This is a genomic window from Streptomyces sp. A18 (genome assembly GCF_059026065.1).
Genome location: NZ_JBWLKL010000002.1, coordinates 555,108 through 575,620 on the forward strand (window position 1 = coordinate 555,108; position 20,513 = coordinate 575,620).

Below are 20,513 nucleotides of genomic sequence, written 5' to 3' on the forward strand. Positions count from 1 at the left end.
AAATGACACCGGAAATCGGGGCAAACCGGGAACACTCAAGCCGGGAGCAGGGGCAGAAGTGAGCGACAGCCAGCCGATGCCGTCCACGACGGGGGCCGCGAACCCCTCGAACGAGTCTCCGTCAGGCGTGGGGGTGACGGCTGGAGGGACGGGTTCCGCGGGGGCTGCCGCTGGGGGTGCGGCGCCGCGTTCGCTGCCGCAGGAAGCGCTGGAGATCGTCTCCGGGTACGCCTTCACCGGGCCCGCGCTGGATCTCGGGGCGCTCCTGTGGGACGGGCGGTGTCTGCCCGACGCCCAGATCCGCATCCCGCTGGCCATGCTCAACCGGCACGGGCTCGTCGCGGGGGCGACCGGCACCGGGAAGACGAAGACCCTCCAGCTCATCGCCGAGCAGTTGGCCGCGCAGGGGGTGCCGGTGTTCCTCGCCGACATCAAGGGGGACGTATCGGGGATCTCGGTGCCGGGAGAGAGCGGCGAGAAGGTCGCCGAGCGGGCGCGGGAGGTCGGCCAGACGTGGGAGGCGACGGGCTTCCCCAGCGAGTTCTACGCGCTGGGCGGCATCGGCACCGGGATCCCGGTACGGGCCACGATCACGAGCTTCGGCCCGGTGCTGCTCTCGAAGGTGCTGCAGCTGAACCAGACCCAGGAGCAGTCGCTCGGCCTGATCTTCCACTACGCCGACCAGAAAGGGCTCGAACTGGTCGACCTGAAGGACCTGCGGGCCGTGGTGACGTTCCTGACGTCGGACGAGGGCAAGTCGGAGCTCAAGGGGATCGGGGGGCTCTCCACGGTCACCGCGGGCGTCATCCTGCGAGCGCTTACCGCCTTCGAGGCGCAGGGCATGGGGGACTTCTTCGGGGAGCCGGAGTTCGACACGAGCGAGTTCCTGCGGGCGGCGCCGGACGGGCGTGGCCTGGTGTCGGTGCTCGAACTGCCCGCCGTGCAGGACAAGCCGCAACTCTTCTCGACGTTCCTGATGTGGCTGCTCGCGGACCTCTACAACGACCTGCCCGAGGTGGGCGACGTGGAGAAGCCGAAGCTGGTCTTCTTCTTCGACGAGGCGCATCTGCTCTTCAACGGGGCGTCGAAGGCGTTCCTGGAGGCGATCACGCAGACCGTGCGGCTGATCCGGTCGAAGGGGGTCGGCGTCTTCTTCGTGACGCAGACGCCGAAGGACGTACCGGGCGATGTGCTCGCCCAGCTGGGCAACCGCGTGCAGCACGCGTTGCGCGCCTTCACGCCGGACGACCAGAAGGCGCTGAAGGCGACGGTCCGTACGTTCCCGAACTCGGCGTACGACCTGGAGGAGACGCTGACCGCGATCGGCACGGGCGAGGCGGTGATCACCGTCCTGAGCGAGAAGGGGGCGCCGACGCCGGTGGCTGTTACGCGGTTGCGGGCGCCGGAGTCGTTGATGGGGCCGATGGAGGCGGGGGCGCTGGAGGGGGCGGTGAAGGGGTCGTTGTTGTACGGGCGGTACGCGGAGGCGGTGGACCGGGAGTCGGCGTACGAGAAGTTGAGTGCGCGTCAGGTGGAGGCGGAGGCGGAGGCCCCGGCGGCTGCTGCGGAGGCGGGTAAGGCGGAGCCGAAGGGGAAGGCGCGGGGGGCTGGGGCGGGGACTGGTTCCGTGGCGGAGCAGGTGGTGGGGAGCGGGATCTTCAAGTCGCTGGCGCGGTCGTTGGGGACGCAGATCGGGCGGGAGATCTCGCGGTCGGTGTTCGGGACGGCCCGGCGCAGACGCTGAGGAGTCTGCGCCTGCGCCTGCGTCTGCGTTTTGCGTCTGCGCCGGGGAGATGGGTGTGGGTGGGGTCAGCCGTCGTTCCGCTCGGACTTCTCCGTCCGGCGGTCCTCCTCTTCGGTCTGCGACGGCGGCTGGGCGGCCGGGGCGGGGTCGGGGCTGGTGTGGGGCGCGTTGCGTACGGCTTCGGCGCGGAGGAGGGCGTGCAGGGCCGCGTACGGGTCGATGGGCATGGGTGTCTGTCCTCGGTTCGCTGCTGGTGGTGGTGATGGGCGGTCGGTCAGTCCGGGGCGGGACTGTCAGCAGCGGAGGACGACGGAGCGTGGGGCGGGGAGGGGGAGGGGTAGGCGGATGTGTGGGGTCCGGGGGTGGCGTGGAGCGGGGATGCGTGGCCCTGTGGCTGGGGCGGTGCGCGGGGCGGAGCGTTTCGTGGGTACGCGGAGCGAGCTGTCGGCGCTGTCCTGGTGGGCCTCGCCGGTGGGCTCGGTCGAGATGGCCGCGGGTGGGGCGGGGGCGGCTTCTGCGGAGGTCGCGGGGGCCGCTGGGGCGAGGACGGCGCCGAGGAGGGCCAGAAGGATGAGGACAGCCCGGAGCCACGCGGGACGGCGTGACGCGAGGCGACTCATGAGGGGTCATGTCCCCCGACGACACCTCATTGGCTTGGCCTGCCGCAGAGATCCGCCCTCTTGGGCTAGAGGCTCTGCGGGGCTGGTCCGGCTGTGGGGCGGGGCCGCGCCGGTTCCCCTTGCGTGCGCTGCCGAGTGAGGCGATTCGCCAATCGCTGCGGGGCGCTGTTGGCGGGGGGCAGGGCCAAGGGGTGGTTACTTGGCGGGGGACTTTGCTGCCGCTTTTAGCTGTTGCTTGTGGGTGCGGACCCTCTGGAGGGATTCCGGGCCCGTGATGTCCGCCACCGAGCGGTACGCGTCCGGCTCTCCGTACGGCCCCGCCGCCTCCCGCCAGCCGGAAGGGCGTACGCCCAGCTGCTTGCCGAGCAGGGCCAGGAAGATCTGGGACTTCTGCTTCCCGAAGCCGGGGAGGTCGTTGAGGCGCCGCAAGAGGTCCTTGCCGGACGCGGCCCCCTCCCACAGGGCGGTGGGGTCACCCTCGTAGTGCTCCACCAGGTACGCGCACAGCTGCTGGATCCGCTTCGCCATCGACCCCGGATAGCGGTGCACAGCCGGCTTGGTGGAGAGCAGGGCGGCGAACTCATCGGGGTCGTACGCCGCGATCTCGTGCGCGTCGAGATCGTCCGCGTTCAACCGCCGCGCGATCGTATGCGGGCCCGCGAACGCCCACTCCATCGGAACCTGCTGGTCGAGCAGCATCCCGACGAGCGCGGCCAGCGGACTGCGGCCGAGGAGCTCATCGGCTTCCGGCTCCTGGGCCAGGTGAAGGGTGACGTCCATGGAGCCGATCATCCCGCTCGGACGGGACCTTCGCACGTCCCGGAAAATCCGCGTGCGCCCCCGCGCCCCGCCCCGTTAGCCTCGCCGCATGTCCACGCCCCGCATCTCCTAGCCAGGACACCGGTCTCCACGTCACCCGTGTGTCCATTCGCTACTGCGGAGCGTTACCTCATGATCACCGCCCGACGCATCGACGTCCGCGTCGGCGCCCGGCTTCTGCTGGCCGGCGCCTCCTTCCACATCGCCCCCGGCGACCGCATCGGCCTCGTGGGCCGTAACGGCGCCGGCAAGACCACCCTGCTCAGGACCCTCGCGGGCCAGGTCACCCCGGCCGCCGGAACCCTCACCCGCACCGGCTCTCTCGGCTACCTGGCCCAGGACCCCGCCGCCGCCGACCCGCACGGCACCGTCACCGCCCGCATCCTCTCCGCCCGCGGCCTGGACCGGGCCGCACATGATCTGCGTACCGCCGAGCGAGCGATGGCCGACGCCCGCAGTGGCGCCGAGCAGCAGCGCGCCATGGCCGCCTACGCCCGCGCGGACGACGCGTTCCAGGCCCGCGGCGGGTACGCCGCCGAGGCGGAGGCCGCCCGCGTGGCCGCCGGGCTCGGTCTCCCCGAGCGGACGATGGACGCGCCGGTGGGCCATCTCTCCGGCGGTCAGCGGCGCCGCGTGGAGCTGGCCCGGATCCTCTTCTCGCGCCACGACAACCTGCTGCTCGACGAGCCGACCAACCACCTGGACGCCGATTCGGTCGGGTGGCTGCGCGGGTACCTCGGGTCCTATCCCGGTGGGCTCGTCCTCATCAGCCACGACGTCGAGTTGCTCGCGGACACCGTCAACCGTGTGTTCGCCGTCGACCCGGGCCGAGCCGCCGTCGACGTACACAACACCGGCTGGCACACCTACCTGTCCCAGCGAGCCGCCGACGAGCGGCGGCGCGGCCGTGAGCGGGCCAACGCGGAGCGGAAGGCGGCCTCGCTGCGCACCCAGGCGGAGAAGATGCGCTCGCACGTCGCCACCGCCACCGCCGCGAAGAACATGGCCCGTCGCGCCGACCGGATGCTCGCCGCCACCGAGCCCGTGCGCAGGGGGGAGCGGGTCGCGCGGATCCGGCTGCCCGAGCCTGCCCCCTGCGGGAGGACGCCGCTGGGTGCGGTCGGTCTGGTGAAGGCGTACGGAGGGCATGGCGTGCTCGGTGGTGTCGATCTCGCCGTCGACCGGGGCAGCCGGCTCGTCGTGCTCGGGCTCAACGGAGCCGGGAAGACCACCCTGCTCCGGATCCTCGCCGGCGCCGAACTCCCGGACAGCGGGCGGGTGGTGCACGGTCACGGCGCCCGGCTCGGCTACTTCGCGCAGGAGCACGACACCCTCGACGGCGGGATGACCGTGCGGGAGAACCTCGCCGCCACCGCGCCCGGTCTCACGGACGGTGAGGTGCGGGGAGTCCTGGGGTCCTTCCTGTTCCGCGGGGACGACGCCGACAAGCCCGCCGCGGTGCTCTCCGGCGGCGAGAAGACCCGGCTCGCGCTCGCGGGCCTCGTGCACTCGGGGGCGAACGTACTGCTGCTCGACGAGCCGACCAACAACCTCGACCCGGCATCGCGCGACGAGGTGCTCGGGGCGGTGGGGACGTATCCGGGCGCGATCGTGATGGTGACGCACGACGAGGGCGCCATCGACGCGCTGCGACCCGATCGCGTGCTGCTCCTGCCCGACGGCACCGAGGACCTGTGGAGCCCGGACTACCGGGGTCTCGTGGCGCTCGCCTAGCCCTCGGTGGCGCCCGGCTCGCCGCGCCGCGGAATTGAGTTCCGCAGTGCGGCGAGCAGCGCCCCTACCGCAGGGCGGTACGGCGCCTCGCCCCGCACCGCCGCGTAGATCGACCGGATCGGCACCGGGTTGTGGACCTCGCGGACCACCACTCCGGAGTGCGGGGCGTCCAGGCCGAGTTCCGGGACCAGGCTGACACCCAGGCCCGCGGCGACGAAGCCCTGTGCCGTGGCGTAGTCCCCGCTTTCCACCACGAAGTCCGGGCTGAAGCCGGCCGCGCCGCACGCCTTGAGGATGGGGTCGAGGCAGGGCCCCGGCGACTCGCTCGCGACCCACGGCTCGTCGGCCAGGTCCGTCATTTCGAGCAGTTGCTTCGAGGCGAGGGGATGCCCCTCGGGGAGTACGGCGTGGTAGCGGTCGTCCAGAAGATGCTCGAACCGGACGGCGTCCACGGAGAGTTGGCCCCGCGGCCTGACCACCAGGGCGAGATCGGCCTGTCGGTCCCGCACCTCCGGCATGGGGTCGTCGGGATCCGACAGCTTCAACTCCACCCGCACACCGGGCTGTTCGCGCCGCAGCGCCGCGAGAGCGGGGGCGACGAGCGTGGCGCCCGCCGTCGTGAAGTACCGCATCGACACCCGGCCGGTCCGCCCCTCCCGCAGCCCGGCGAGCGCGGTCTCCGCCTCGGCGATCTGCTTGCCGATCGCGACCGCGTACTCGGTGAGCAGCCGCCCGGCGTCCGTCGGCCGCACCCCGCGGCCGGTGCGCTCCAGGAGGGCGATGCCCGCCTCCTTCTCCAGGGCGGCCATCTGCTGGCTCACCGCGGAGGGCGTGTACCCGAGGTTCCGCGCCGCGGCGGTCACCGAGCCGCTGGTGACCACTGCCCGGAGGACCTGCATGCGCCTCGTATCAAGCATGCAGTACAGCTTAACTCTGCCCTCGAATTCTTACGTACAACTAACGGTGGGAGTGCGGTGCCCGTGGATAAAGTCAGCAAGTCAGCACCCAGGGAGTGGCAGGCGCGCGACCGGCGAGCGACAAGCCGGCCCTGTCACCGACGAAGGAGCGGAACATGTCCTATCCGGAGCCGCGCTATCTCGGCGAAGAAGGCGAGATCAACGCGGTGTTCAGGCCCTCCGACCAGGAGCCCGAGCTCGTGCGCCCCGGTGGAAACCGCACGCACTACCTCGCGACGCACGCCTCCACCGGCGGCGAATTCGGCCTCTACAAGGTGGACTTGGGCCCGAAGTCGCCCGGCCCGAAGACGCACTTCCACAAGTCGATCTCGGAGTCCTTCTTCGTCCTGTCCGGCCAGGTCCAGCTCTACGACGGCGATCGATGGATCACCGGCGGCCCCGGCGACTTCCTCTACGTCCCGGTCGGCGGCCTGCACGCCTTCAAGAACGACAGCGACGACCCCGCCTCCATGATCCTGCTCTTCGCGCCGGGCGCCCCGCGCGAGGAGTACTTCGAGCAAGTGGCGGAGATGGCCCAGAAGGGCGGCAAGGAGTTCGGCGAGTTCCTCGTGAAGCACGACAGCTTCTTCGTCGAGCAGTGAGCGCGAGGCAGCGGGCGGGGAGAACGTCGAAGGGCCCCACCGCGGACGGTGGGGCCCTTCAACGTTAGTGCCCGGTGAGGCACTGGCGGAGGATACGAGATTCGAACTCGTGAGGGGTTGCCCCCAACACGCTTTCCAAGCGTGCGCCCTAGGCCACTAGGCGAATCCTCCGCCGCAAACAATACAAGACGTTGAGGAGTGCTCGCGAACACGATCCGGCTCCGGTCCCAAGATCGCTCACGAGATCGTCCGGGGCGGGTGCCGTGGTGGGGTCCGGCGTCGCTTCCGGCCACCGGGATCCGCTAGGGTAGGGCTCAGCCCCTCACGTGGCGCTATCTGACTGAACTCCCCCAGGGCCGGAAGGCAGCAAGGGTAGGTTGGCTCTGGCGGGTGCGTGGGGGGCGCTTTGCGTTCGCGGTATGTGTTGTCAGTGGGCGCCTATAACCTCGTATGCGTGTCGTCTCTCGCGTTGTACCGCCGCTATCGCCCGGAGTCGTTCGCCGAGGTCATCGGGCAGGAGCATGTAACCGACCCGCTGCAGCAGGCGCTGCGCAACAACCGGGTCAATCACGCCTACCTGTTCAGTGGTCCGCGCGGCTGCGGCAAGACGACGAGCGCGCGCATCCTGGCCCGCTGTCTCAACTGTGAGCAAGGTCCCACTCCCACGCCCTGCGGCGAGTGCCAGTCCTGCAAGGACCTGGCGAGGAACGGCCCGGGTTCGATCGACGTCATCGAGATCGACGCCGCTTCGCACGGCGGTGTGGACGACGCGCGTGATCTGCGCGAGAAGGCCTTCTTCGGCCCGGCGAGCAGTCGGTACAAGATCTACATCATCGACGAGGCGCACATGGTCACCTCGGCGGGCTTCAACGCCCTGCTGAAGGTGGTCGAGGAGCCGCCGGAGCACCTCAAGTTCATCTTCGCGACGACGGAGCCCGAGAAGGTCATCGGGACGATCCGGTCGCGTACGCACCACTATCCGTTCCGTCTCGTGCCGCCGGGGACCCTCCGTGAGTACTTGGCCGAGGTGTGCGGCCGGGAGCAGATGGCCGTCGAGGAGGGTGTGTTCCCGCTGGTCGTTCGGGCTGGTGCCGGATCCGTGCGTGACTCGATGTCCGTCATGGATCAGCTCCTCGCGTCCGCGGCCGATGACGGTGTGACGTATGCCATGGCGACGTCCCTGCTCGGTTACACGGACGGGTCGCTGCTCGACTCCGTGGTGGAGGCCTTTGCTTCGGGGGACGGGGCGGCAGCCTTCGACATCGTCGACCGCGTCATCGAGGGGGGCAACGACCCGCGTCGCTTCGTCGCCGACCTCCTGGAGCGGCTGCGGGACCTGGTGATCCTCGCGGCAGTTCCGGACGCGGCGGAGAAGGGGCTCATCGACGCCCCGTCGGACGTCGTGGAGCGGATGCAGGCGCAGGCGAGCGTCTTCGGCGGCGCCGAGCTCAGCCGCGCCGCCGACCTCGTGAACGAAGGCCTCACGGAGATGCGGGGGGCGACATCGCCCCGGCTGCAGCTTGAGCTGATCTGCGCGCGCGTGCTGCTGCCGGCTGCGTACGACGACGAGCGCTCGCTCATGGCCCGCTTGGACCGGCTTGAGCGTGGCGGCCATTTCATGGCGGGCGCCCAGGGCGGTCAGGGGGGTCAGGGCGGTGGTCCCGGTCCTGCGATGGGGTACGTACCGGGGCCCGATACCCATGCGGGTGCGCAGCGGCAGGGTGGCGGTGGGCCGCAGACCGCTCCGCCCCAGGCTGGTCCTCCGGTACCACCGGGGGGCGGGGCTGCGGCGGCGCGGGCGGCTGTGCGGGGCGGGGGGCAGGCTCCTGAGGCTGAGCCTGAGGCTCCGGTTACTCCTGCCGCTCCTGTTGCTCCTGTTGCTCCTGTAGTTCCGCCGGTGCAGGCTGCTGCTCCTGCTGCCGAGGTGGCTGCTGAGCGCCGTCCCGGTGGGTGGCCCACGGCTTCGGCGCCGGGGAGTGGACCGGCGCAGGCCGGCCCCGCCGCTGCCTCCGCTCCTGCCGCTCCTCCGGAGGCCCCTCGCCCGGGTGGCTGGCCCACGGCGGCGTCCGCGGGGAGCGGCGGTGCTCCGGCGCCGCAGCAGTCGGCTCCCGCCCCGTCGGCGGCTGCGGCTCAGGCTCCGGCGGCTGCCGTGGGCGGGCCCGATCCGCGTTCGCTGTGGCCGAACATCCTCGACGCCGTGAAGGGCCGCCGCCGCTTCACCTGGATCCTGCTGAGCCAGAACGCCCAGGTGGCGGGCTTCGACGGGACGACACTGCAGATCGGCTTCGTGAACGCGGGGGCGCGGGACAACTTCGCCAGCAGCGGCAGCGAGGACGTGCTGCGGCAGGCGTTGTCCGAGCAGTTCGGGGTGCAGTGGAAGGTCGAGGCGATCGTCGACCCCTCGGGGGGCTCGGCGCCGCCGCCCGCGGCGGGCAACTTCGGGGGCAGCGCGCCGACGCCTCCCTCGCGGCAGGCTCCCCCGCAGCAGCAGCAGCAGCAACAACAACAGCAGCAGAATTCGCCGCCGCCCCAGGCGCCCGCCGCTAGCCGGGCGCCGGCCCCCGAGCCGAGCACGGCCCCGGCCCCGGAACGCCGCGCCCCGGACCACGTCTCCCCGGAGGACGACACCTGGGCGGACGACGACCCCGATCTGGTCGAGTCGGCGCTGTCCGGCCATGACCTGATCGTTCGCGAACTGGGCGCCACGATCGTCGAGGAATACAACAACGAACCCTGACGGGCCCTTGGCCAGGGTGCGCCTGCGTCTACCCAGCCACGCTGCTTGGCGCCGGACCCCCCGCGTCGGCCCTCTAGGTCCTGCCCCGCCTCTGGCGTAGGGGCCGGGCTTGGCTGCTCCTGTGCCGCCGCTGCGAGGTGCCCCCCGGGGCCAAGGCGCCGCCGCGAGGCTCCCGAGGCCCGCGGCTGGAGGAACGTACAAGTGAAGAGGACCCCACGGCTGGGGCTCCCGTACGAACGCACCGGCCCGCGGCAGCTAGGCTGGCGCCCGTGAAGGTCCTCGTCATCGGCAGTGGTGCCCGCGAACACGCCCTGTGCCGCTCTCTGTCCCTCGACCCCGACGTCTCCGCCCTGTACTGCGCCCCCGGCAACGCCGGCATCGCGGACGTGGCCGAGCTGCACGCGGTCGACGCCCTCGACGGCGGCGCGGTAGCCGCCCTCGCCACCCGGCTCGGTGCCGGGCTGGTGATCGTGGGCCCGGAGGCGCCCCTGGTCGCCGGAGTCGCCGACGCCGTACGCGACGCCGGAATCCCCTGCTTCGGGCCCTCGAAGGAGGCCGCCCAGCTGGAGGGCTCCAAGGCCTTCGCCAAGGACGTGATGGCGGGCGCCCAGGTACCCACCGCCCGTTCTTACGTCTGCACGACCCCCGAGGAGGTCGACGAAGCCCTCGACGCCTTCGGGGCGCCGTACGTCGTCAAGGACGACGGCCTCGCCGCCGGCAAGGGCGTCGTCGTGACGGACGACGTCGAGGCCGCTCGCACCCACGCCCTCGCCTGCGACCGCGTCGTCATCGAGGAGTTCCTCGACGGCCCCGAGGTGTCCCTCTTCGCCATCACGGACGGCGTCACCGTGGTCCCGCTGCAGCCCGCGCAGGACTTCAAGCGCGCGCTCGACGGCGACGCAGGGCCGAACACCGGTGGCATGGGCGCGTACTCGCCGCTCCCCTGGGCCGACCCGAAGCTGGTCGACGAGGTCATGCAGAGCGTGCTCCAGCCGACCGTCGACGAGCTGCGGCGGCGCGGCACCCCGTTCTCGGGGCTGCTGTACGCGGGCCTGGCGATCACCGGCCGCGGCGTACGCGTCATCGAGTTCAACGCCCGCTTCGGTGACCCGGAGACGCAGGTCGTCCTCGCCCGCCTGAAGACCCCGCTCGCCGGAGTCCTGCTTGCCGCGGCGAACGGCACCCTCGTGGACCTCCCCCCGCTGCGCTGGAGTGACGACGCCGCGGTGACCGTGGTCATCGCCTCGCACAACTACCCGGAGACCCCGCGCACCGGCGACCCCATCGAGGGCCTCGGCGACGTGGCGGCACAGGATGCCCCGGACGCGTACGTCCTGCACGCGGGGACGAAGCGCGACGGCGACGCCGTGGTCAGCGCGGGCGGCCGTGTGCTCTCCGTGACGGCCACCGGCACGGATCTGACCGCGGCCCGCGAGCGCGCGTACGCGGCCCTGTCCCGCATCCGCCTCGACGGCTCCCAGCACCGCACGGACATCGCGGCGAAGGCGGCCGCGGAGGCGGCCGTGGAGGCGTAACCCACCCCTTCACCGACCACACAGGCCCCGGATCCGACCACGGATCCGGGGCCTGCTCGTCATCCGCCCCTCATCCGCCCCTCATCCGGCTGTCACCCGCCCCGTCATCCACCTTTACCCAAAGCCATTCCATCGAGTGACCGCTGGCCCATCCGGCTGACGATGCCCGGCACCCCAACTAGGGTGCGGCGCAAGCGGTTCAGGTGCCCAGAGCCAAACAGACCACCGGCATTGCGATGTCAGTGGCGGGTGCCACAGTGGGGGAGTGAGCAAATCCATCGGCAGCTGCCTTCCGCCCGCGGCCCCGGCCCATGGCCGGGCAGTAGGCGGCGCAGGCAGCAGGGGGTGACATCGGTCGTGTCAGGTACGGGTGTGGAGGTGGGCGTGCAGTCCGCGCGTTCCCAGGCGCTCGCCGTGCTGCGCATCCGCAGCAGGGCGCTGGCCGTCGCACTGCTGCCCGCGGCCGTCGCCGTCGTGCTGATCGCCGGCGGGGCCACGGGCCATATGACCGGCGGGAGTTGGGGCGTCGTGCGCGGCATCGTGACCGCCGTCGCCGCCCTCGTGCTCCTCGCCGCCGCCGGCGTCGCGCTCGTGGTCGCGCGGTCCAGGCCCGCCGTCAGCCCGACCGTCCCGATCGCCGAGGGATCGGCCCCCGATCTGTATCGCATGGTGCGTGACCTGGCCGACCGCCTGGACGTGCCCGCGCCATCGGCGATAGCGCTCACCCCGGACTGCGACAGCTGGCTCGAGGACCGCACCCACCCGGCCCACGGCCCGCCCGCGGAGGCCTCCTCCCAGGCATCCCACGCATCCCAGGAATCCAAGGCATCCCAGGCATCGGTCGCGGGCAGCGCAGAAGCCAATGGCGTACGTGACAGTCGCCCCGCCCCGCGCCGCCAGCCACCCGTAGCTCCGGTGCTCGTCATCGGCTCCCCGTTCCTGTGGTGGATGCGGGTCGGCGAGCTGCGCGCGGTGCTCGCCCCGGTCGTGGCCGGCACGGGCCCCTCGGCGCACCCCGACATAGCCGCGGCCCGGCGCTTCATCCGCGGGCTCGACGCCGCGGTCGCGGTCACCTCCGCACCGGGGCGCGGACCGCTCGTGCGCACGGTCCTGGGCGGCGTCGGCTGGGTGACGCGGCTGCTCCTGCGCAGCTGCCGGGGGCATGCCGGTGAGATGGAGCGCGGGGTCGCGGCAGCCGCCGCCGAGCGCGCCCAGGCCGTGGACTATGGAGTGCGGATCGTCGCCCAGGAGCAGGTGGGCCTGGCGTACGCCGGGTGGGACCGGCTCCTCACCAAGGTCGCGCTGCCCGCCTGGCGGATGGGCCGCTGGCCGTCGCGCCTGGACGCGGGTGTCGTTTCCGCCCTCACGGAGCTCTCCCGCAGGGACCGCCTGGCCGAGGGCTTCACGTCCCGCCTGGGCGAGCGCCCCGCCTGTGACCTCCTGGAGGAGCCGGGCTCGATGGACGAGGCGGCTTCGCTGCTCGCCGCTCGCCTCTTCCATGGCGGACCCGCCGAGCAGGGCCCGGACTGGGCGCCGGTGGCGTGGCAGGAGTATCCGGACGAGGTCGTCGACCGCAAGTGGCGCGTGGACGCCGCCCGCCTCCACCGGGTCCTGGACTCCTTGGGCGTCAGCCACTCCGCCGACCGGACGGCACCGGACTCCGAGGGGCCGACTCTGGGCCGCGTACTGGACCACCTGACGGCGGAGGCTTCCGAGACCAACGCCTTGGCCGACGCCGCGGGCGCCGCGGATCCCACCCCCGGCGGCGAAGAGCTCATGGTCCCCGGACAACCGGTGGCCGTAGAAGAGTCCATGGCCCCCGAGGAACCGATGGACCCCGAGGAGTCCACCGACGGCCCCGGCGGACGCCTGGCCGCAGGCCTCACCGCGGAGATCGCCCGCGAGGAAGCCGCCGCCCCGCCCCGCCCGGCGCCGACGGGACAGGGCCCGGACGACGCGCTCTGGGACGACGGCATGCTGCCGCTGTTCCCGCTCCAACCGCCGCGTACGGGACGTGAGTTGCTGGCCGATCACGTCACGGCCCTGGTCTGCTGCGCGGCCGTGGACACCGCGGGCGCCGCCCCGGGTCTCGACTGGCTGGACGGCCCGTCGCTCCTGATCGACGGCGAGCGCGCGGCGGACCTCACGCCGCATGTCCTGAGCCTCGTGGAGGACGGCGACCCCATCCCGCTGCGCGGCTGGCTGGCCCGCCTTGGCGTCCGCCCGGAGAAGCCGGTCCGGCTGGTCTGAGCCCAGCCCGCCCTCGGCCGCCGCGAAGCCCCACCCCGTGAACACGCGCATTCCACCCTGTGAACACGCGCATCCCACCCGTGAACACGCGCATCCCCACCCATCAACGGCACGCTCCGGAACGCTCCCTTCCGTTCTCGTCGATTAGCGACGAACGGTGACGGAGTGCGTGCGTTATGTGATGTGCTGGGATCGACCGTCGGTCCGGACATGCCAGCAGCACTCAGCGGCAGACAGCAGCAACTCGTGCCGCAGAGCACGAAGTCGCACCGCAGAGCACGCAAGGCCGCACAGCAGTCTCGGGGGAGCAGCGAGGGAGGGTACACACATGGGGTCGGAGCAGATCCGCAGGTGGGAGTCGGGCGCCCTGGCGCACGCCGTGACCGACCCCTTCGGGCAGGGCCCCCTCCCCTGGCTCCGAGGCGCCGAGCACTACTTCGACGACACGGGTCAGGTCGTCCCCTGGTACATCGACCACGCCCCGGCTCCCGGCGCCCAGGACATCCCCACACCCCGCAAACCCCCGCGTAGGAACGGGCCCCGCACCGCGGACGACGTGCACGGTCAGATCAAGGGCTTCGCCTCCACCGGCGCGGCGGCCCCCGGCGAGGCGATCGACTTCCACGTGACGGTGGACCCGCCCCAGCAGTTCTTCGTCGACATCTACCGCATCGGGCACTACGGCGGGGACGGGGCATCGAAGATCAGCACAAGCCCCCGCCTCTCCGGCATCGTCCAGCCGCCCCCGCTCACCGCCGACCGCACGGTCTCCTGCCACCACTGGTGGCTCTCCTGGCGTCTGCAGATCCCGAGTTACTGGAACATCGGGGCGTACGTGGCGGTCCTCACCACGGTCGACGGATACCGCTCGCACGTCCCGTTCACGGTCCGTGACGACCACCGCGCCGACCTCCTCCTGCTCCTGCCGGACATCACCTGGCAGGCGTACAACCTCTACCCCGAGGACGGCCGCACGGGCGCGAGCCTCTACCACGCGTGGGACGAGAAAGGGCGACTCCTGGGCGAGAGCGAGGCCGCGCACACGGTCTCCTTCGACCGTCCGTACGCGGGCGCGGGCCTCCCCCTGCACGTCGGCCACGCCTACGACTTCATCCGCTGGGCCGAGCGGTACGGCTACGACCTCGCGTACGCGGACACCCGCGACCTGCACGCGGGCCGCATCGATCCGACCCGCTACCGGGGCCTGGTCTTCCCGGGCCACGACGAGTACTGGTCGTCGAACATGCGCCGCACCACGGAGCAGGCCCGCGCGCACGGCACCTCCCTCGTCTTCCTCTCCGCCAACACCATGTACTGGCAGGTGGAGTTGGGCCCCTCCCCGTCCGGCGTGGAGGACCGCCTGCTGACCTGCCGCAAGCGCCACGGCCCCGGCAGGTCGGCCCTCTGGCGGGAGCAGGACAAGGCCGAACAGCAGCTCCTGGGCATTCAGTACGCGGGCCGGGTCCCCGAGCCCGCCCCCCTCGTCGTACGCAACGCAGACCACTGGCTGTGGGAGGCGACGGGCGCGCACGAAGGGGACGAGATCGAGGGCCTGGTCGCGGGCGAGGCCGACCGCTATTTCCCGCGCACCGCGCTGCCGGAGCACCAGGGCCGCATCCTCCTCGCCCACTCTCCGTACGAGGACTCCGAGGGCGCCATGCGCCACCAGGAGTCGTCCCTCTACCGCGCCCCGTCCGGCGCCCTGGTCTTCGCCTCCGGCACCTTCGCGTGGTCCCCGGCGCTCGACCGCCCCGGCCATGTGGACGCCCGCGTCCAGCGGGCCACGGCCAACCTCCTGGACCGCATCTGCAAACACGACTGAGGACGGCCCGCCCGCCCTCGGGACAGCCCCTGGCCAAAAGCTGCCTGCCCATGCGGGAGAATCAGCAGCATTCAGTCAGAACCACGGGGAGGAACCGTGTCCGGATTCGTAGAAAAGCCCGAGCCGCTTCAGGTGCCGGGCCTGGTGCATGTGCACACCGGCAAGGTGCGCGACCTGTACCGGAACGAGGCGGGCGACCTCGTGATGGTCGCGAGCGACCGCATGTCCGCCTACGACTGGGTGCTGCCCACGGAGATCCCCGACAAGGGCAGGGTCCTCACGCAGCTCTCGCTGTGGTGGTTCGAGCAGCTCGCCGACCTCGTCCCGAACCACGTCATCTCCACCGACGTGCCGGCCGGCGCCCCCGCCGACTGGGCGGGCCGCACCACGGTCTGCAAATCCCTGGCGATGGTCCCGGTCGAGTGCGTCGCCCGCGGCTATCTGACGGGCTCGGGCCTGGTCGAGTACAACGACTCGCGCACCGTCTGCGGTCTCGCACTGCCCGACGGCCTGAGCGACGGCTCGGAGCTGCCCGCACCGATCTTCACGCCCGCCACGAAGGCGGCGGTCGGCGAGCACGACGAGAACGTGAGCTATGAGGAAGTGGCCCGCCAGGTCGGCGTGGAGACGGCCGCCCAGCTCCGCCAGGCGACCCTCGCGGTCTACGGCCGGGCCCGTGACATCGCCCGCGACCGGGGCGTGATCCTCGCCGACACGAAGTTCGAGTTCGGCTTCGACGGGGAGACGCTGGTCATCGCGGACGAGGTCCTCACCCCGGACTCATCCCGCTTCTGGCCCGCGGACAGCTGGCAGCCGGGCCGCGCCCAGCCGTCGTTCGACAAGCAGTTCGTCCGCGACTGGCTGACGTCGCCGGCCTCCGGCTGGGACCGCAAGAGCGAGCAGCCGCCGCCCCCGCTCCCGCAGGACGTGGTGGACGCCACGCGCGCCAAGTACATCGAGGCGTACGAGCGTCTGACGGGCATGGCCTGGTAGCGGCGGACCGCCCGGCAGTGACGGACGAAAGAACCCCCGGCGCCGAGAGGCACCGGGGGTTCTTCGTGTGGAGCGGACGACCAGGTTCGAACTGGCGACCTCAACCTTGGCAAGGTTGCGCTCTACCAACTGAGCTACGTCCGCGCTGCGCCGAAGCGCGAAGCCAACTATACCCAACCCCGCTCGCGTGCGAGACGCACCGCGGCATGCCGATTCTCCGCCCCGGTCTTCGTGACGGCGGAGGAGAGGTAGTTGCGGACGGTCCCCGGGGACAGCGCGGCCCGCTCGGCGATCTCCGCGACGGGTGCCCCGTCGGCGGCCAGTTCGAGCACCTCGGCCTCGCGGGCGGTCAGCGGCGAGTCCCCCGCGGAGATCGCGTCGGCGGCCAACTCCGGGTCCACATAGCGGTTACCTGCGTGAACGGTGCGGATGATCTCGGCGAGGCGCTGCGCGCTCACGGTCTTCGGCACGAAGCCCCGTACCCCCACCGCGAGCGCCCGCTTGAGATGCCCCGGTCTGCCATGACTCGTCACGATCATGGTGCGGCAGTGCGGCAGTTCGTCCCGCAGCGATGTGGCCACACTCACACCGTCGGCGCCCGGCATCTCCAGGTCGAGCACGGCCACATCGGGCCGGTGGGCCCGCGCCATGGCGAGGGCCTCGGGCCCCGACGCGGCCTCGGCGACCACGACGAGATCGTCCTCGAGCGCGAGGAGAGCGGCGAGGGCGCCGCGGATGAGGTGCTCGTCATCGGCGAGCAGCACACGCAGGCTCATGGCCCGACCCTTTCGACTTCTTGACGGTGGACCTGCTGGGTGTCGTCCTGCCGGGGGCGGCCGAGCGGCACCTGCGCGGCAAGGCGGAACCGCTCGTCGCCGGACGTGAACTCCAGCGTTCCGTCCACCGCGGCGAGCCGCTCCCGCAGCCCGTCGAGGCCGGATCCCTTCCTGCCCTCGGGCGCGGCCTCGGGCACCCCGTCGTTCTCGATGACCAGCGACGTACGTTCATCAGTGATCGTCAACGTGATGTCGCACCGCTGGGCGTCCCCGTGTCGCAGCACATTGGTGGTCGCCTCGCGCACGACCCACCCCAGGGCCGACTGCACCGAGACCGGCAGACCCGCCGACGACCCGGCCACCCGGCAGTCGATCCCCGCCGCCTCGAGCACTCCTTGCGCACCGGCGAGTTCGACCGCGAGGTCGGCCTCCCGATACCCGCGGACCACTTCCCGCACCTCCCGCTGCGACTCCTGCGCGATCCGCTGCACCTCGACCATCTGGTCGACCGCCTCGGGCCGCCCCCGCTTCGCCAACTGCACGGCCAGCTCGCTCTTCAGCGCGATGACGGCGAGGTTGCGCCCCATCACGTCGTGCAGGTCCCGCCCGAACCGCAGCCGCTCCTCGGCCACCGCGAGCCGCCCCTCGACCTCACGGGCCCGCTCGCTCTCCCACATCACGGCGAGCGTCCAGGCGCCGCAGCGTGAGGAGAGCAGGGCGACCAGCGTGCCGAACACCATCACCAGAGCGGTGGCCACGAGCTGCCCGCCACGCAAGCCGACCACGGCGAACCCGGCCACCGTAGCGGCGTCGATCACGGCGCAGCGGATGAGATAGGTGCGGATCGGTACGGCGAAGGCCAGCGACTGTCCGTAGGGCATCACGGCGAACATCGTGGTGAAGGTGAGCATCCCGATCCTGACCCCGTGCACAGCCGCCAGGGCGAACAGGAGTCCCAGCGTCGTGACCAGGAGCGCGAGGGACACGGCGAGATCGCGGCGCGGTGGTTCCGCGCGCTTCAGGAAGTGATCGAGGGAGCGGCGCAGCGTGCGGTTGACGTGCACGCAGTGCAGGAGAGACACCGCGATCAGCGCGCCGCCGAGGATCAGCGGGAGGGTCTCGCGCCGCAGGGCCACGCCCAGCGGCACCGAGGCCCAGCTGAGGAAGAAGATCCAGGGCATGGCGTGCCACATGGCCACGCTCTGGAACTCGACCTTCTCGATCTTGCTCCGGTCATGCCAGCCGCGCTTGAGCCCCCGGATTCGGCCGACCACCACGTGACCCCTTCCTCACCGCCGCGGTTCCCAGCGGAACCACCGTCGTACAGCAAACACCGAGACCACGGTCCAGGCCACAGCGGTGGCGAGCGCGCCCAGGGTCTCGGCCCCGGAGAGTTCCCCGGTCCAGCCGCCGCGGACCAGCGTGATCACCGGGGTCATCGGCAGCAGCTCGCAGAACGAGGCGAGCTTGTCCGGCATGACTTCGAGGGGCAGGAAGAGACCCGAGCCCAGCATCGAGACGAACATCAGAGGCATGCTCATGACCTGCGCGGACTCCGCCGACCTGCTGAAGCTGCCGGTGACCGCGCCGAGGGCGGTGAACATCACGAGCCCCAGCAGCAGACCGGCGACGGCGAGATGGGGTGCGCTCGGCGCCCCCAGGTCGAGCAGTACCGCACAGCCGACCGCGAGAAGGACGCACTGCGTCAGGCCGATGGCGATCGAGGGCAGCGCGGCCCCGACAAGGATCTCCTGGTCCCGTAGCTCACCGGTGCGCAGCCGCTTCAGTACGAGCTCCTCACGCCGTGCGACGAAGACGGCCGTCAGCGCCGCGTAGACGGCGAAGAGCAGCGAGAACCCGACGGCACCGGGCAGCACGACCGTCCCGACCGAGAGCCCGGTCCCCTTGAGATCCATGCCCTTCGCGGCCTGCTGCGCGCTCATCGGCAGCACCAGCGGCACGAAGAGCGCCGCGAACAACGTCCCCTTGGCGCGCCCGAGCAATGTCAGCTCGGCCCGCGCGAGCGCCCGCATCCGCCCCGCGGGGGTCGTCGTCGCTGCGGGGGTCATCGTCGTCGTACTCATGCCACGGTCTCCTTCTGCGCAACATCGGCCGTACCTTCGGCCTCCCGCGCGATCCGCAGGAACGCCTCCTCCAGCGAAGCTGCCCGTACATCGAGCCGGCCGAGCTCGACGTTCGCGTCCTGCGCCCACACGAGGAGCCCGGTGGCCGTCCGCTGCAGTTCATGCGTCCGCAGCCGGATCCGTCCGCCGACGGTCTCGTGCTCGCTCACGCCGAGTTCGCCGAGCGGGGGCAGATCCCCGACGAAGTACCCGGCGGGCAGTGCGAAGGAGACCTGCGAGGGCTGCGCGGACACCACGTCGGCGATGGTTCCCTCGGCCGCGATCCGTCCCTCGTGCATGATCGCGAGCCGGTCGGCGAGGCTCTCGGCCTCTTCGAGGTAGTGCGTCGTGAGCAGCACGGTCGTGCCGTTGTCGCGCAGGGCCCGCACCAACTCCCAGGTCTCGCGGCGCCCTTCGGCGTCGAGCCCGGTCGTCGGTTCGTCGAGGAAGAGGACTTCGGGCCGTCCGATGAGTGCCGTGGCCAGGTCGAGTCGGCGCTTCTCACCGCCGGACAGCATCTTCACGCGCACGCCGGCCCGCTTGCCGAGTCCCACGATCTCCAGGGCCTCCGCGGCGGGACGCGCACCGCTGGTGCAGGCCCCCCACATCCGTACGGTCTCCGCGACCGTCAGCTCGGAGGGAAAGCCGCCCTCCTGGAGCATCACGCCGATCCGGTGGCGCACGGCGCCGCGCTCGGCGTAGGGATCGTGTCCGAGCACACGCGCCCGCCCCCCGGCGGGTGCGGCGAGCCCTTCGAGGAGTTCGACGGTGGAGGTCTTGCCCGCGCCGTTCGTCCCGAGCAGTGCGAAGAGCTCACCTCGTCCGACGGAGAACGAGACTCCTCGGACCGCCTCGAAACCGCCCCCGTACACGCGCCGTAGATCGGTCACGTCGATCACTTGGTCAGTCATGACTAGAGCGTCCCCCGGCCGCGGACTCCGGAGCAGTGCGCGCTGTCACCGGCCCGCATGACAAATGTCAGAAGTCGATCGATCAACGGGACACACGAAGAAGGCCCCGGTCGCGATGACCGGGGCCTTCTTCTCTGGAGCGAACGACGAGGTTCGAACTCGCGACCTCAACCTTGGCAAGGTTGCGCTCTACCAACTGAGCTACGTTCGCATTGCCTCCGACCAGCTCTCACTGATCGGCGCGAGCACCAGCCTACCGCACTCGAAAGAGTGCCTGATCGGCGATGCAGAGCGGGTGACAGGAATTGCACACTGCGCCTTCCCCCTGGAAGGGGGATGTTCTACTACTGAACTACACCCGCAAGACTCCGTGAGGTTCAGGCCTTTCGGCCTTGCCCCTCGGCGTGCTCCAGACTTTAGCCGACCGGCGGGGGTGCAGGTCAAGTCGGTTGCCGAGGGGCCCTCCTGGCCGGTCGCCGGCCTGGGCTCGACCCCAGGTCAGTTGGCGGCCTCGAAGGCCTCGTAGACCTTCTTGGGGATGCGGCCGCGCGGCGGCACGTCCATCTGGTGCGAGCGGGCCCAGGCGCGGACGGCCGCGGGGTTCGCCGCCACCGTCGTGTGCTTGAAGGCCTTGCCGGACTTCGACTGCTTGCGGGCCGCGTCCAGGTACGGGGCAAGTGCCTTGCGCAGTTTCTTGGCATTGGTTTGATTGAGGTCGATCTCGTACGACTTGCCGTCAAGACCGAAGGCGATCGTCTCCGCCGCTTCCCCGCCGTCGATGTCGTCAAAGAGAGTGACTACGACACGCTGCGCCACGAATATCGGTCCCTTCGTGCGGCTCCACCGCAGTTGACGTGCGGCGATGCCGACTGTCCGGCTGTTATGGGCACT

General features: G+C 71.3%; 16 protein-coding genes, 4 tRNA genes and 1 other RNA gene. 9 read left to right on the plus strand and 12 right to left on the minus strand.

Annotated elements, in window-relative coordinates; genetic code table 11:
• Window positions 1-58: 58 nt before the first annotated feature.
• On the plus strand, window positions 59-1,744 hold the full coding sequence (locus AC5P1C_RS05390; protein WP_493864472.1) for a helicase HerA-like domain-containing protein: 1,686 nt from the start codon (window positions 59-61) through the stop codon (window positions 1,742-1,744).
• Window positions 1,745-1,809: 65 nt separating this feature from the next.
• Here the strand turns inward: AC5P1C_RS05390 and AC5P1C_RS05395 are convergent, their stop codons facing one another.
• On the minus strand, window positions 1,810-1,971 hold the full coding sequence (locus tag AC5P1C_RS05395; RefSeq protein WP_493864473.1) for a hypothetical protein: 162 nt from the start codon (window positions 1,969-1,971) through the stop codon (window positions 1,810-1,812).
• 588 nt (window positions 1,972-2,559) lie between these two features.
• Complete coding sequence (locus AC5P1C_RS05400; RefSeq protein ID WP_493864474.1) at window positions 2,560-3,144, minus strand: HhH-GPD-type base excision DNA repair protein; 585 nt, start codon at window positions 3,142-3,144, stop codon at window positions 2,560-2,562.
• A gap of 171 nt (window positions 3,145-3,315) precedes the next feature.
• Here AC5P1C_RS05400 and AC5P1C_RS05405 point away from each other — a divergent pair, with 171 nt between their 5' ends.
• Window positions 3,316-4,917 (plus strand): ABC-F family ATP-binding cassette domain-containing protein, encoded by a 1,602-nt coding sequence (locus tag AC5P1C_RS05405; RefSeq protein WP_493864475.1) that lies wholly within the window; start codon window positions 3,316-3,318, stop codon window positions 4,915-4,917.
• On the opposite strand, the gene AC5P1C_RS05410 is transcribed toward AC5P1C_RS05405, so the two are convergent.
• Window positions 4,914-5,834 (minus strand): LysR family transcriptional regulator, encoded by a 921-nt coding sequence (locus AC5P1C_RS05410; RefSeq protein ID WP_493864476.1) that lies wholly within the window; start codon window positions 5,832-5,834, stop codon window positions 4,914-4,916. The genes AC5P1C_RS05405 and AC5P1C_RS05410 overlap by 4 nt on opposite strands.
• Before the next feature lie 155 nt (window positions 5,835-5,989).
• Between AC5P1C_RS05410 and AC5P1C_RS05415 the strand changes: the two genes are divergently transcribed.
• Complete coding sequence (locus AC5P1C_RS05415; protein WP_493864477.1) at window positions 5,990-6,475, plus strand: cupin domain-containing protein; 486 nt, start codon at window positions 5,990-5,992, stop codon at window positions 6,473-6,475.
• Window positions 6,476-6,558: 83 nt separating this feature from the next.
• Here AC5P1C_RS05415 and AC5P1C_RS05420 read toward each other — a convergent pair.
• A tRNA-Ser gene (locus AC5P1C_RS05420) sits at window positions 6,559-6,646 on the minus strand.
• Between the two features lie 142 nt (window positions 6,647-6,788).
• Here AC5P1C_RS05420 and ffs point away from each other — a divergent pair.
• From ffs to AC5P1C_RS05450, 6 genes are all read left to right on the plus strand, one after another.
• Window positions 6,789-6,887, plus strand: an RNA gene (gene ffs / locus AC5P1C_RS05425) — signal recognition particle sRNA small type.
• A gap of 42 nt (window positions 6,888-6,929) precedes the next feature.
• On the plus strand, window positions 6,930-9,212 hold the full coding sequence (locus AC5P1C_RS05430; RefSeq protein WP_493864478.1) for a DNA polymerase III subunit gamma and tau: 2,283 nt from the start codon (window positions 6,930-6,932) through the stop codon (window positions 9,210-9,212).
• Between the two features lie 269 nt (window positions 9,213-9,481).
• Complete coding sequence (purD, locus tag AC5P1C_RS05435) at window positions 9,482-10,747, plus strand: phosphoribosylamine--glycine ligase (RefSeq protein WP_493864479.1); 1,266 nt, start codon at window positions 9,482-9,484, stop codon at window positions 10,745-10,747.
• Window positions 10,748-11,104: 357 nt separating this feature from the next.
• Window positions 11,105-12,997, plus strand: coding sequence for a hypothetical protein (locus AC5P1C_RS05440; protein ID WP_493864480.1), 1,893 nt, complete (start codon window positions 11,105-11,107; stop codon window positions 12,995-12,997).
• A 328-nt stretch (window positions 12,998-13,325) separates the two neighbouring features.
• Window positions 13,326-14,819, plus strand: coding sequence for a N,N-dimethylformamidase beta subunit family domain-containing protein (locus AC5P1C_RS05445; protein ID WP_493864481.1), 1,494 nt, complete (start codon window positions 13,326-13,328; stop codon window positions 14,817-14,819).
• A 96-nt stretch (window positions 14,820-14,915) separates the two neighbouring features.
• Window positions 14,916-15,812 carry a phosphoribosylaminoimidazolesuccinocarboxamide synthase gene (locus tag AC5P1C_RS05450; RefSeq protein ID WP_493864482.1) on the plus strand — a complete coding sequence of 299 codons (897 nt, stop codon included), beginning with the start codon at window positions 14,916-14,918 and terminating at the stop codon, window positions 15,810-15,812.
• 68 nt (window positions 15,813-15,880) lie between these two features.
• Here AC5P1C_RS05450 and AC5P1C_RS05455 read toward each other — a convergent pair.
• The 8 genes from AC5P1C_RS05455 to AC5P1C_RS05490 form a co-directional block, all read right to left on the minus strand.
• A tRNA-Gly gene (locus AC5P1C_RS05455) sits at window positions 15,881-15,956 on the minus strand.
• 23 nt (window positions 15,957-15,979) lie between these two features.
• Complete coding sequence (locus tag AC5P1C_RS05460) at window positions 15,980-16,588, minus strand: response regulator (protein WP_493864483.1); 609 nt, start codon at window positions 16,586-16,588, stop codon at window positions 15,980-15,982.
• The gene (locus tag AC5P1C_RS05465; protein ID WP_493864484.1) at window positions 16,585-17,865 is read right to left on the minus strand and encodes a sensor histidine kinase; all 1,281 of its coding nucleotides are present in this window, start codon (window positions 17,863-17,865) and stop codon (window positions 16,585-16,587) included. The genes AC5P1C_RS05460 and AC5P1C_RS05465 overlap by 4 nt, the downstream gene beginning before the upstream one ends.
• 12 nt (window positions 17,866-17,877) lie before the next feature.
• Window positions 17,878-18,672, minus strand: coding sequence for an ABC transporter permease (locus AC5P1C_RS05470; RefSeq protein ID WP_493864485.1), 795 nt, complete (start codon window positions 18,670-18,672; stop codon window positions 17,878-17,880).
• Window positions 18,669-19,622 carry an ABC transporter ATP-binding protein gene (locus AC5P1C_RS05475; protein WP_493864486.1) on the minus strand — a complete coding sequence of 318 codons (954 nt, stop codon included), beginning with the start codon at window positions 19,620-19,622 and terminating at the stop codon, window positions 18,669-18,671. The genes AC5P1C_RS05470 and AC5P1C_RS05475 overlap by 4 nt, the downstream gene beginning before the upstream one ends.
• A 135-nt stretch (window positions 19,623-19,757) precedes the next feature.
• Window positions 19,758-19,833: transfer RNA gene (locus AC5P1C_RS05480), tRNA-Gly, on the minus strand.
• A 79-nt stretch (window positions 19,834-19,912) separates the two neighbouring features.
• Window positions 19,913-19,984, minus strand: a tRNA-Gly gene (locus AC5P1C_RS05485).
• Between the two features lie 136 nt (window positions 19,985-20,120).
• Window positions 20,121-20,438: a histone-like nucleoid-structuring protein Lsr2 gene (locus tag AC5P1C_RS05490; protein ID WP_493864487.1), complete on the minus strand. Its 318-nt coding sequence runs from the start codon at window positions 20,436-20,438 to the stop codon at window positions 20,121-20,123.
• Between the last annotated feature and the right edge of the window lie 75 nt (window positions 20,439-20,513).